At 61.7% G+C, this 12969-nt stretch carries 11 protein-coding genes; 4 read left to right on the top strand and 7 right to left on the bottom strand.

Features of this window, described 5'->3' with window-relative positions; translation table 11 throughout:
- Nucleotides 1-229 precede the first annotated feature (229 nt).
- Entirely contained in the window at nt 230-676 is a 447-nt protein-coding gene (locus Q8O80_RS15080) for a hypothetical protein (protein WP_305580680.1), read from the top strand.
- Between the two features lie 315 nt (nt 677-991).
- Here Q8O80_RS15080 and Q8O80_RS15075 read toward each other — a convergent pair whose 3' ends face one another.
- The 6 genes from Q8O80_RS15075 to Q8O80_RS15050 form a co-directional block, all read right to left on the bottom strand.
- On the bottom strand, nt 992-1507 hold the full coding sequence (locus Q8O80_RS15075; protein WP_305580678.1) for an MgtC/SapB family protein: 516 nt from the start codon (nt 1505-1507) through the stop codon (nt 992-994).
- Nucleotides 1508-1641: 134 nt separating this feature from the next.
- Nucleotides 1642-2427, bottom strand: coding sequence for an SDR family NAD(P)-dependent oxidoreductase (locus Q8O80_RS15070; protein ID WP_305580676.1), 786 nt, complete (start codon nt 2425-2427; stop codon nt 1642-1644).
- Nucleotides 2428-2453: 26 nt separating this feature from the next.
- Nucleotides 2454-3500, bottom strand: coding sequence for an NAD(P)-dependent alcohol dehydrogenase (locus Q8O80_RS15065; protein ID WP_305580674.1), 1047 nt, complete (start codon nt 3498-3500; stop codon nt 2454-2456).
- A 122-nt stretch (nt 3501-3622) separates the two neighbouring features.
- The gene (locus tag Q8O80_RS15060; RefSeq protein ID WP_305580672.1) at nt 3623-4453 is read right to left on the bottom strand and encodes an ATP-binding cassette domain-containing protein; all 831 of its coding nucleotides are present in this window, start codon (nt 4451-4453) and stop codon (nt 3623-3625) included.
- Entirely contained in the window at nt 4450-5526 is a 1077-nt protein-coding gene (locus Q8O80_RS15055) for an ABC transporter permease (RefSeq protein ID WP_305580670.1), read from the bottom strand. Before Q8O80_RS15055 ends, Q8O80_RS15060 begins: the two co-directional genes overlap by 4 nt.
- Nucleotides 5527-5600: 74 nt before the next feature.
- On the bottom strand, nt 5601-6626 hold the full coding sequence (locus Q8O80_RS15050) for a sugar ABC transporter substrate-binding protein (protein ID WP_305580668.1): 1026 nt from the start codon (nt 6624-6626) through the stop codon (nt 5601-5603).
- Between the two features lie 302 nt (nt 6627-6928).
- Here Q8O80_RS15050 and Q8O80_RS15045 point away from each other — a divergent pair, with 302 nt between their 5' ends.
- Both Q8O80_RS15045 and Q8O80_RS15040 read left to right on the top strand, forming a co-directional pair.
- Nucleotides 6929-8146, top strand: coding sequence for an ROK family transcriptional regulator (locus Q8O80_RS15045; RefSeq protein ID WP_305580666.1), 1218 nt, complete (start codon nt 6929-6931; stop codon nt 8144-8146).
- A 92-nt stretch (nt 8147-8238) separates the two neighbouring features.
- Nucleotides 8239-10473: a bifunctional diguanylate cyclase/phosphodiesterase gene (locus Q8O80_RS15040; protein ID WP_305580664.1), complete on the top strand. Its 2235-nt coding sequence runs from the start codon at nt 8239-8241 to the stop codon at nt 10471-10473.
- 302 nt (nt 10474-10775) lie between these two features.
- Here Q8O80_RS15040 and Q8O80_RS15035 read toward each other — a convergent pair whose 3' ends face one another.
- Nucleotides 10776-10934, bottom strand: a complete 159-nt coding sequence (locus tag Q8O80_RS15035) for a hypothetical protein (RefSeq protein WP_305580662.1) — start codon at nt 10932-10934, stop codon at nt 10776-10778.
- Nucleotides 10935-11052: 118 nt separating this feature from the next.
- On the opposite strand from Q8O80_RS15035, the gene ade reads away from it, so the two are divergent.
- On the top strand, nt 11053-12762 hold the full coding sequence (gene ade / locus Q8O80_RS15030) for an adenine deaminase (RefSeq protein ID WP_305580660.1): 1710 nt from the start codon (nt 11053-11055) through the stop codon (nt 12760-12762).
- Nucleotides 12763-12969 lie beyond the last annotated feature (207 nt).

Raw genomic sequence — 12969 nt, 5'->3', positions numbered from 1 at the left:
CGCAAGCTGTAGTTACATCAGATTTACCTGAACTTGCCTAGCGACCTCGTGCAAATTGGCTCATAGGGCCGTCGTCGCCGTCATTGATGCGACATTATTCTCGGTCGGCTAGGCCCCTTCTGAGACCATTGACCACCCAGTTGGTACATCATCGCCAGTGCGTATTCGTACGTACCGGCTGCAATGATTCACTTGTCCGCGCCACAACAGCGGCTCTTTGAGGTATGCGGTGAACGTCTCTGCGGATTACACGTCATTTGTGGCGTTGATTGACGATGATGTGCACTCAGCCCACCTGCTGACACGGGCGCTGCTGGTCCAGGGCGCGTCAAGTATACAGCACTATGGCGATGCGGTCAGCGCTCGCGCCCGCTTGCAGACTGACCTTGGCAAGGCCTCGCCCGAACAACCAGGCTTGATCATTGTCGATCTCAAGGCCCATAGCGGGGCCAATCTCGAATTCTTGATCGCCGTCCAGCAGCTAATGCGCGCCAGCGGCGTTCCTGTTGTGGTCCTGGCGCCCCGGCTTGGGGAGCAGAGCCGCCACGCCTTGCTCGAAAATGGAGCTGCTGCGGTTTTCGTCCGCCACGCCGAACGCGACGCCTATCACCGCGTGGCAGCAGACATTGTTGAACTCTGGGCGCTGACACAGCGCCCCGAAGCAGTTGGCATGTAGCTCCTGCGTCCACAGGCTGCATGCCTCGGCCGGACGGGGCGCTGCAAGTCGGTTTTCGAACCGCCCTGCATTCCCAGGCGTCCCTCCGGCCACCTCCTACCCTCTTGCCTTGCGGACACCGCAGGTTGAGAGGGGGTGCCGGCCCTACTCCAAGGGGGTCAGGTACAGGCGAGCGCGAGCGCGACACCTCCCGTTGCGCGCGCACGGGGGGAGAGGCAGCGATGGTTTGGCACTTGTCCCTCGGGTGCCTGAATCAACAATCCTGCCTCTCCCCACGGCCCAGCGGACCGGCATCATTGCAGGCTGAAAAGTGTGCTACCGCTCGTTTCGCTCGACCTTCTCACCGACCTTGCGACGGTCGGCGCCAATCACCTGATGCGAGATGGCGCGCAGTGCGGCCAACACCATCACCGCCAGCACTGCCACCCCCGTCGCCACAACGTAGTAGCCCAGCGCGGTCGCTACACCGACCGCACCCGCGAGCCACATGCCCGCACCGGTCGTCAGGCCCTGCACACCCGCACCACTGCGAAAGATTGCCCCCGCACCCAAAAAGGCAATCCCCGCTGTAACCGCTTCGACCGCGCGGATCGGGTCAGCCCTGCTTTGCTCACCTGCAGGCAGGGTGTGGTAAATCTCGAACGCCAGAATGGTGAACAGCGCCGCAGCAACGCCCACCAGAATATGGGTGCGCAGCCCAGCCTCCGCAGTGTGCAACTCGCGCTCAAAGCCAATGAGCCCGCTCAGCACCGCGGCAATTACCAGGCGAATGCCCATGATATGCTGCGGCAGATAGGTCTCCACCAGACCGAAGGCGTTCCCAGTATCCATTGTGGTGTTTCCAGCTTGTTGAATATGCTGACAAAACCCGCGCAGCAATCATTCGTTCCCGGTGCAGCAGCGGCCAGGGAAGGCCGTTGGCCTTGCCCATTTTCGAACCCGGCGCGCCATCCGCCGAAACTGCGTCACACCGTCTGCAGCCAGCCGCCATCGACGAAATAGGTCGAGCCGGTCGAATAACTGGCCTTGTCCGAACACAGGAAGACAAAGAAATTGGCCAGCTCTTGCGGCGTCGCGAACCGCTTCATGCCGCCAGCCTCATTGGCGACGCCCTGCAGGTGGGCCTGCCAGCCATCCTCTCCGGCGATCTGCTTGGCGGTCTTGATCCAGTCCGGCGTCAGCACCAGACCCGGATTGACCGTGTTGACGCGGATATTGTCGCCCACCACCTCGGTTGACAGCGTCTTGGAAAACATCATCAGGGCGGCCTTGGTGGTATTGTAGATCGGCTCATACCACAGCGGCTGGACGGCACAGATCGAAGCATTGTGCAGCACCACGCCACCGCCCCGCGCCTTCATCGTCGGCACCAGCCCGCGCGCCAGCCGCACCGCCGCCATCACATGCAGGTCCCAGTAATACTGCCACTTGGCGTCGTCGGCCTCGGCGATAGTCTCGTTGGAGCCCGTGCCTGCATTGTTGATCAAGATGTCGGCGCCGCCAAAGGCTTGCTTGGTGCCATTGACGACTGCGTCGCACCCCTCGGCTGTCGCGACGTCAGCGGCAATCGCCGTGGCGATGATGCTGAACCGCTCGGCGATCCGCACCGCCGCAGCATCGTTCCGCTCCTTGTTGCGGCCCACCAGCACCAGATTGGCGCCCTCGGCGGCCAACCCCTCCGCCACCGCCAGCCCGATCCCCACCGTACCACCGGTAATGACGGCAACCTTGTCGCGCAAATTCAGGTCCATCTTGTTTCCTCTCTTGGGCTTGCCCGCTACTGCGCGACACGGATCTGGAGCTTCACATCGCTTGGCCGCGCCTCAACGGCGCGATCAAACGCCGCTTTGGCATCTTCAAAGGCAAAGGTCTCCGAGATCAGCGGCTTGAGATCGACCTTGCCCGAGCCGATCAGCGCGATGGCCCGGTCATATTGATGGGCGTAGCGGAAGACGTTCTCGATCCGCAACTCCTTGACCGAAGCACCAGCAATATCGACCGCTACCGGTTCAACCGGTAGGCCAACCACGACGATCGCCCCACCCGGGCGCGGCAAATCCATGATGGTCTTCCAGGCGTGCGGCGAGCCCGAGCACTCGAACACCACATCGGCACCCCAGCCTTCGGTGAGTTCGCTGACCGCCTCGACAACGTCCCTGTCGCGGATGTTGACGGTGATGACGCCCTGATACTGTCCGGCAATGTCGAGCTTGGGCTGGGCCAGGTCGGCCACGATAACCCGGGCGCAGCCGCCCGCCAGCGCCGCCAGCGCCACCATGGTGCCAATCGGCCCAGCGCCCAGCACCACCGCGGTGTCGCCCGGGGTGATCCGCGCCTTGGCCGCCGCCTGCATGCCCACTGCGAACGGCTCCACCATCGCGCCTTCGGAAAAGCTCACATGATCGGGCAGTTTGAACGTGTAATTGGCCGGATGCACCACTTCGGCGGTCAGTACGCCATGCACCGGCGGCGTCGCCCAGAACTGCACGGCAGGATCGACATTATACATGCCCAACCGGCTGGCGCGCGAATTGGGGTCGGGAACGCCGGGCTCCATGCAGACCCGGTCGCCCACCTGCAAATGGGTCACCCCGGCACCAACTTCACTGACCACCCCAGCGGCCTCGTGGCCCAGTACCATCGGCGCATTGACTACGAACGGGCCGATCCTGCCATGGGTATAGTAGTGCACGTCCGAGCCGCAGACCCCCACCGTGTGGATGGCGATCTTGACCATGCCGGGCCCGACCTCGAGCGGCAGATCGATTTCGCGCAAGGCCAGTTCGTGCTGGCGTTCAAGGACAAGGGCGCGGACTTTGGTCATCATCAGGTTCCCGGAGCATCGACAAGACAGCGGCGACCAATGCAAGGCATGGTGGCCCGCGCACCCTATCGCAGGACGACCGGGAGGCGAAGGCGGCAAACGCTATTTTGCCGCGTCCAAGATCACGAAGCTGACGCCGCTTGCGCGGGCGGCTCCATCGCGCCGGTCATGATCGCCACCGCATCGGACATGGTATGGTCCTTGGGATTGATGACCGCGATCCGTCGGCCCAGCCGGTGGATATGGATGCGATCGGCCACCTCGAACACATGGGGCATGTTGTGGCTGATCAGCACGATCGGCAGCCCACGCCGCTTGACGTCCAGCATCAGTTCCAGCACGCGCCGACTTTCCTTGACGCCCAGCGCCGCCGTCGGCTCATCCATGATCACCACGCGCGAACCGAACGCCGCCGCGCGCGCCACTGCAACGCCCTGTCGCTGGCCGCCCGACAGCGTTTCCACCGACTGGCCGATATTCTGGATGGTCATCAGCCCCAATTCGGTCAGCTTCTCGCGCGCGATCCGGTTCATGCCGGAGCGGTCGAGCAGGCGGAAAATGTCGCCTAGCGGCCCTTTTTTGCGCATTTCGCGGCCCAGAAACAGGTTGTCGGCAATCGACAGCGCCGGCGACAGGGCCAGATTCTGGTACACCGTTTCGATGCCGGCCAGCCGCGCCTCCATCGGCGATTTGAAGGCGATGGGCGAGCCATCAAGCTTGATAGTACCGGCATCGGGGATAACCGCACCGCACAGCGTCTTGATCAGGGTCGATTTGCCCGCACCATTGTCGCCGATCACCGCCAGGATTTCTCCAGGGTACAGATCGAAATCGGCGTGATCGAGCGCCACCACCTTGCCGTAGCGCTTCTGCAGATTGTGGGCGCTGAGTATCGGCTGCGGCCCGGCGATCGGCGTGGCGGTCAGGCTTGCTGCTGTCTGGTCCAGGCTCATGCCGAGATCCTTCTGATCCACTGATCGGTGGTGACAGCAATGATGATGAGCGCCCCCACCGCAAATTCCTGCCACAACACATCGACACCCGAGAGAGCCAGGCCATTGCGGAACATGCCAACGATCAGCGCACCCAACAGCGTGCCGACAATCGAACCGCGGCCACCGAACAGCGACGTGCCGCCGATCACCACGGCAGTGATCGAATCCAGGTTGGCGGTCTGGCTGCCCAGCGGCGACACCGCCCCGACGCGCCCGATCAGCACCCAGCTGGCCAGTGCGCAAATCAGCCCGGCCAACGTGTAGACGCCAATCAGCGTCCAGGTGGTGTTGATGCCAGCCAGCCGGGCCGATTCCGGGTCATCTCCGGTGGCGTAGATATGGCGGCCAAACGCGGTGCGGTTGAGCACATACCAGACACCCGCCGCAATCAGCAGCATCACCATGGAGCCAATGGTCAGGATCGCCCCTCCCCCCAGCGCCACGCGCGCCCCCATCCACTGCAGCATCGGGGCAATCGCGGCGATGTCCTGGCTACGGATGGTCTCGGAGTTGGAGATGAAGATGATCATCGACCCGTAGATCGACCAGGTGCCCAGTGTCACGATGAAGGGCGGCAACTTGATGCGCGCGACCAGCACCCCGTTGATGAATCCACAGAGCACACCGGTGGCAAGTCCCATGACAAAGGCAATTTCCACCGGGACGCCGGCAACGACCGACAGTCGACCCATCACGATGGAGGACAAGATCATGATGGCGCCAACCGACAGATCGATGCCGGCGGTCAGGATAATCAGCGTCTGGGCGATACCGAGTACGCCGATAATCGTGACCTGCTGCAAGACCAGCGACAGGTTGAACGGGGCAAAGAACTTGGAACCCGCCGCAAACGAGAAGATGGCGATCCCGACGATCAGAACGATAAAGGGAATCGCGGTCGGGTAGGTGTGCAGGAAGGCCTGTATCCGCCGGATCAGGCCCGGTCTCTCCGTGTCAAAACTGGCGACGGTCTGCGCGGCGCCCGTCAGGCCATGTTCCGCAGTCGCCGAACCGGCTGCATCGTCACTCATCAACACCCCTCCCCAGGGTCAATATCCATCGGTGGTGGGCCGCCAATGGCGGCCCACTGATCTGCAAGCGTGGTTCAGCCCCAGCAGAGCTCAGCCCCCTTGGTGGTATCGATCGATTCGACGCCGGCAACCGGTGCGTCGGTGACAAGCTGCGCGCCGGTGTCGAAGAAATCGAGGCCTTCGGTGACCGCGGGCTTTTCACCCGTGTCGACGAATGTCTTGATGGCCTCCATGGCCATTGACGCCATCAGCAAAGGATACTGCTGACTGGTGGCGCCGATGACACCATCCTTGATATTGGCAACGCCGGGGCAGCCGCCATCAACCGAGACGATAAGCACCGAGCCGTCATCCTTGCCGATCGCCTTGAGCGCCTCATAGGCGCCGGCGGCGGCGGGCTCGTTGATCGTATAGACGACGTTAACATCCGGGCATTTCTGCAGCAGGGTTTCCATAGCGGTACGGCCGCCATCCTCGGCGCCGCCTGTCACTTCATGGCCGCAAATGCGCGCATCGTCCTCGTCGCCATAGCGGTTGGGATCCTTCACATCGATGCCAAACCCTTCCATGAAGCCCTGGTCGCGCAAATAGTCGACAGTCGGCTGGTTCACGGCCAGGTCGAGCATGGCGATCTTGGCATTGGCTGCTTCCGCACCCAAGGTTCCGGCCGCCCACTGCCCGATCAGCCGGCCGGCCTGGCGGTTGTCGGTGGCAAAGGTCACATCCGCCGCGTCGATCGGATCAAGCGGGGTATCGAGCACGATCACCAGCAGTCCGGCGTCGCGGGCCTGCTGGATGGTGGGCACAATGGCCGCAGAATCCGATGGCACAATCGCAAAACCCTTGGCGCCAGCAGCAATGAGGTTTTCGATGGCCGCGATCTGGCTGTCATTATCGCCATCAAACTTGCCGGCAAAGGTGCGCAGATCCAGCCCCAGTTCGTCGGCCTTGGCCTGGGCGCCTTCGCGCATCTTGACGAAGAAGGGATTGCCTTCTGTCTTGGTGATGAGGCCCACCACCTCCTGGGCATAAGCGGCAGTGCCGCACATCAGACCCAGCATCACGGCTCCGGCGGCCGCGACCTTCAATAACTTACCCATCGATCTACTCCTCCCAATGAATGTTCGCAGGCCCCGATCGGTGTTCACCCGTCCGTCGACCATCAGGAGAACTGGTTCAGCGCTCCCGTGCTACCTGCTCTCCGGCCTCCATATCAGTGGAACTGACCGGGCGTGTCAATAAGTTATTCCAAGTGATTTATTAATTGACAGTACGGGATGCGTGGCCTTTTGATGGGGCTTCGACTTCCATCACACCCAAGCAAACGATTGCAATTTGACGGGTAATCCGGCCTAAAGCCGCAGGACAACAACTTGCAAATGTTAACATAAGGCCATTGTCGATGGTGAGTTCAGGCAGGCGAGCCGCAGGCTCGGACCAACTCAGTCGCGGCACCAACCAGACTGGCGTGCGCCTCTACAATGAACGCTTGGTGCTGTCTTTGGTGCGCCGCCACGGCAGTCTGCCCAAGGCTGACATTGCCCGGCGCACTGGCCTGTCACCGCAGACCATTTCCACCATCGTAAACGCGTTGGAAGCTGATGGTATTCTGCTTCGCCTCAATCCCCTGCGTGGCAAGGTGGGCCAACCTCTGGTTCCCTATGCACTCAATCCAGGCGGTGCCTTCTTCCTCGGGCTCAAGATCGGCCGACGCAGTTCCGATATCGTATTGATGGATTTTGCGGGTACCGTGCGGGGCCGCATCCACCAGCCTCACCCCTATCCGACGCCACAGATCATGCTGGACTTGACCCGCCGAGGCATTGACGAGCTGACTGCCGGGCTGAGCCCAGCAGAGCGCCAACGCATCGCAGGCTTCGGTATCGCCTCGCCCTTCGAGCTGTGGAACTGGGAGTCCCAGCTGGGCGCACCGGCCGATGTTCTTGCCGCCTGGCGACAAGCCGATATTCGCGCCGAAATCGCAGCGATCATTCCATGGCCGGTCTATTTCCACAATGACGGCACGGCAGCCTGCGCCGCCGAACTGGTGCTGGGCAATGGTCAGCACGGCGAGGACTTTCTCTACATCTTTCTCGGTTCTTTCATTGGCGGTGGCGTGGTGCTCAATAGTCATCTGTTTCCCGGGCGCACCGGCTATGGCGGCGCCATCGGCCCCCTGCCGGTACCAGCTCCTTCCGGGGGATTTCAGCAGCTACTACGCAGTGCGTCGATCTATGTTCTTGCCGACAGGCTGACCGCTGCCGGTCAGGACCCGAGCACCTTGTGGCGCGACCCCGGCGATTGGGGTGAAATTGGTCCACTGCTTGATGAGTGGATCGCCGATGCCGCCCAAAGCCTGGCTCTTGCGGCCATCAGCGCGGTATCCATCATCGATTTCCGCACGATAGTGATCGATGGCGCTTTTCCGGCCGGCATACGCCAGTCCCTGGTCCAGGCCACACGCGAAGCCACGCTCGGCTTTGACCTGCAAGGACTGGCCCCGTTCACCATCGCTGAAGGTACCATTGGCTTTGGGGCGCGCGAAATTGGCGGTGCCTGCCTGCCGCTGCTCGCCAACTTCACCCAGGATCGCGAAGTCCTGTTCAAGGAAAATGGCTGACCAGCAAAAACACCAGAAATCTCAATCTGGTAACTAGTCGGCAATCTCAGAAGCGCTAATATCGAGGCCCCAGCGTCCTTTACCGATATTTGATGCCCGACACGCCGCCGAAAACCAACCGCCGGCAGTCCTCCCTCGCCATGCTACTGTCAGTAGTGTTGGCGTTGGTCATTACGGCCGCCTCATTCCTGGCTTTTATCGTCTGGGTCACGACCAATATCGACCAGCGCGCCGTAGAGCGGCAGCGCACCTTGGTCACCCACATCATCGATGGCCGCCAGAAAAGCCTGCTACAACAGCTCGAAAGCGTCGCTGTCTGGGACGACGCCGTCGTCAATACCCAATTCAGAATCAATTTCGACTGGATCGCGGACAATCTGGGCGTCTGGATGTACGACTTCTACCGGATTGATCGCATTGCCATTTTCGACAAAGATGCGGTGCCGATCTACCTGATGGATGCTGGCGTCTCACTGGAGCCTGCAGAGCACCCCGAGCTGACGACCGTGTTTGCGCCATTTCTCGGGCGACTCCGATCATTCCCCCCGACCCATTTGCCGCCCGGCATGTCCACGCCTGTCGGTTTGACTGATCTTGCTATCATCGCGGGGCAACCTGCCATGGTTGCGGCCATGCCTATTGTCACCCACTCTGGTGCGCTGCCCCAACTCAAGGGCGCCGAGTCGGTGGTGCTGGCCCTGGAATTCCTCGACGAAGCTGCCGCTGACAAAATCAATGGTGAGTATCTGATCGAGAATGGCCGCTTCTCGCTGGTCGAGAGCAACGACCCGAGCGGCGCGGCCCATCCCATTGAGAACGCTACTGGACGCTTTATTGGTTTTTTTGAATGGGATAGTGACCATCCAGGCACATTGATGCTGCGTCAGACCGCGCCGGCCCTGGCCATCGTATTCACCATCGGCGCTTTTCTGGCTTTCCTGTTGCTCCGGCGGTTGCGCGGCACCGCTATCGCGCTCGAAGCGGAGCATCAACTGGTCGAGCATCAAGCTATGCACGACAAGCTGACGAATCTGCCCAACCGCATGGGATTTGACGTCAAACTGGCCGCGGCGATAGCCGACAGCTACAAACGGAATACACAGCTGACGCTATTCATGCTCGATCTCGATCGCTTCAAGCAGGTCAACGACACATTGGGCCACCAGGTTGGCGACGAACTGATCGGCGCGGTGAGCGACCGGCTCCGCACCGTGTTTCGCGCGGATGCGATAATCGCCCGCTTGGGCGGGGACGAATTTGCCATTCTGACCGTCAATCATGACGAACTTGACGATGTATTGGCGCTCTCGGCCCGCGCCATCGAGGCGATTGGTCGTCCGTTCCTCTTAAACCGCGCCAAGGCCCATGTCGGCGCCAGCATCGGCATCGTCCTGGCGCGGGGCGACGATGCCGAGCCCAGCGAGTTGTTTCGCAAGGCCGATATCGCGCTCTACGAAGCCAAGGCCGGTGGGCGCAATCGTGCGGTGGTCTACGAGGAGCACATGAACGAGCTGCTGCAGTTGCAGCACACCATCGAGGGCGAACTGCGCGAAGCTCTCGGCCGCGACGATCAACTGTCGGTGGTATTTCAACCGCTGATCGACCAGTCATCCCGCAAGGTCATTGGCGCTGAAGCTCTGGTGCGCTGGCATCATCCAAAATACGGTCAGATCGCCCCCGGACGCTTTATCTCGGTCGCAGAAAGCACCGGCCTCATCGAAGTTCTGGGCGAGTTCGTCTTGCGCCGCGCCTGTCAATTGGGCGCCACAGTTCCCGGGCGCACAATTGCAGTCAATGTTTCACCAATGCAGCTGCGCAACCCGCGTTTCGCCAATCTGGTCTTTGACATTCTTCATCAGACGGGGATGCGGGCTGTTGATCTTGAGCTTGAGATCACCGAATCCATCCTGCTCGATGAAGAACACATCTCGGCGCAGAACCTGCGGGCCTTCCGCACCGCGGGCATTCAGATCGCCCTTGATGACTTTGGCACTGGATACTCGTCGCTGAGCTACCTCAAGCGCTATCCTGTTGACCGCATCAAGATCGACCGCTCCTTTGTCAGCCAACTGGCCGATGGGCATGTCTCGGTAGCAATCACCGATGCCATCGTCACCCTGGCGCACGCCATGGAGCTCGAGGTTACCGCCGAAGGCGTCGAAACCGAGGAACAGGCAACAATCCTCGGCAGGTTGGGGTGCAACACCTTGCAGGGCTTCCTGTTCTCGGCCGGCGTGTCCGCAGACGAGATCACCGCAATGTTCAAGGCACCCGAAAACGCCGCCCTCAACCGTCGACAAGGTCGTCGTCCACCCACCAGCGCCTGAAGTCTCTTCTGCTCCAAGACAATCGTGTCGCGCTGTCGGCCAACCGATCGCCACCAGTGCCGCCCCCAGGCGCCTTTTCGCGGGCCAGTAGTCCACGCCGGTTTGCGCCAGAGGTCTCCCATAGCGACTTGAGCTTGCCATCGTTGAACAGTTTGAACAGGCAGGGTACAATATAGGATTTCCGGCTGATCATCGGCGTATTGCGCAACACAGTGGCCACCTCGCGGGCCACCTGCTCACGCCCCGCCGCCGGCCCACCAAAGTCAGAGCCGTTCCGTCCAACCTGAACAGCCGCATGGTGGCTAAGCCGCGCCCGATTGGGTCATCGCATAGACCAGATAGATCACAGCGAAGAGCACAACGATCCCGATCAGTGAACTGATCAGGACGCGCAGGTTCATTTTGCGCGGGTTGGCCTGGCGCACATCGGTATCGGTTTTGTGGGGATCATAGGTTTCCATGCTGCACTCCGTTAAACTCTTATTTGCAACGTGCGCCGGCCCACACGGTTCCAGTACCAGCTTGACCTATCGCCCGGATGCGTCGACCCTCGTCGCCTCCCAGACCCAGGAATGTTTGATGACTTCTGCCCAGACTCTCACCCGCATGATCATGGCTGGCCAGGGCAAGGTCCCCGCCGACACTGTGATCAAAAATGTACGGATGCTCGACGTCATCACCGGTGCAGTAACCACCACCGACATCGCCATTGTCGCCGATCGCATCGTGGGTACCCATGCCAGCTATCAGGGCAACACCGTCATTGACGGTGCCGGCCGCTTTGCGGTGCCCGGCTTCATCGACACCCATTTGCACATCGAATCCTCGCTGGTCACCCCGCTGGAATTTGACCGCTGCGTGTTACCCTATGGCGTCACCACGGTAATCTGCGATCCCCACGAAATCGCCAATGTGCTGGGCGCCGAAGGTATCCGCTACTTCCTCGACAGCGCCGAGCAGACGGTGATGGATGTGCGCATCAACCTGTCGTCCTGCGTGCCCGCCACCGGCTTTGAAACCTCCGGCGCGGCGCTCGAAATCGAAGATCTCGAGCCATTCCGCAACCATCCCAAGGTCATTGGCCTGGCCGAAATGATGAACTTTCCCGGCGTACTGAACGCCGATCCGGGCATTCTGGCCAAGCTGGTGGCGTTTCAGGGCGGCCATATCGATGGCCACGCCCCGCTGCTGCTGGGCACGGCGCTCAATGGCTATCTCGCTGCCGCGATCCGCACCGATCACGAAGCCACCAGCGCCGCCGAAGCGCGCGAAAAGCTGGCCAAGGGCATGGCCATCCTGATCCGCGAAGGCTCGGTCTCCAAGGATCTCAAGGCGCTCGCCGAAATCCTCGACGAAAACAGCTCCAGCTTCGTGGCGCTGTGCACCGATGACCGCAACCCGCTCGACATTGCCGAGGAGGGACATCTGGATAGCTCCATCCGCCGCCTTATCGCCATGGGGCGGCCGTTGCACCACGTTTACCGCGCCGCGAGCCATTCGGCCGCCCGCATTTTCGGCCTCACCGATCGTGGCCTGTTGGCCTCCGGCTGGCGCGCCGATATCGCCCTGCTCGACAACCTTGAAGACTGCAGCGTTTCCGACGTGATCACCGCTGGGCGCCTGGTGGTCCCGGCCCTGTTCGACGCCCGCCAGCCGGTCGCGCCCGTCGGCCTCACGTCGATGAAGGCCACTCCGGTCACCGCCGACAGCTTCATCACCGAGCCCCGCCCCGGCCAGAACAGCACCCCGGTGATCGGCGTGCGCCCCGGCCTGATCCTGACTTTCCGCGAGGAAGCAACCCTGGCCTCTACCGAGCGCGGGCTGCAGCCCGATCTGACCGCCGATGTCATCAAGCTTGCGGTGATTGAACGGCACGGCAAGAACGGCAATATCGGCCGCAGCTTCGTCACCGGCTTCGGCCTAAAGCGCGGCGCCATCGCCTCCTCTGTCGGCCATGACAGCCACAACATCACCGTGGTTGGTGCCAATGACGACGACATGGCAGTCGCCGTCAATCGCCTTATCGAACTGGGCGGCGGCTTTGCAGTGGCCGATGGCGGCAGGATAACTGCCGAACTGGCTCTACCCCTGGCCGGGCTGATGAGCCTGGAACCGTTCGAGACCGTTTCTCATGATCTGCACATTCTGCGCGCTGCCGCACTGGCGCTGGACTGCGTCCTGCCTGAGCCCTTCCTGCAGGTGGCGTTCCTCGCCTTGCCGGTTATCCCCCATCTCAAGATGACCGATCGCGGCCTGTTCGACGTTGACAAGTTCGACTTCGTATCCTGAGGAAATGTGGTCGGCGGCCTGCCGCCAACCAGTGCACCCCATCGAAGGCCTGAGCGTTTTCGCCGCTTCAACGACGCGGTGACGTGCTCTAGTGGGCGTCGCGCGCCTTGACCTTGCGGCGAGCGGCATGCAACAGCGGTTCGGTATAGCCGCAGGGCTGATCGGCCCCATGCAGCGCCAGATCGAGCGCTGCCCGGAACGCGACGG

The sequence above is a fragment of the Devosia sp. genome, from assembly GCF_030689745.1.
Classification (GTDB): Bacteria; Pseudomonadota; Alphaproteobacteria; order Rhizobiales; family Devosiaceae; genus Devosia; species Devosia alba.
This window is presented reverse-complemented; position numbering and strand designations above follow the sequence as displayed.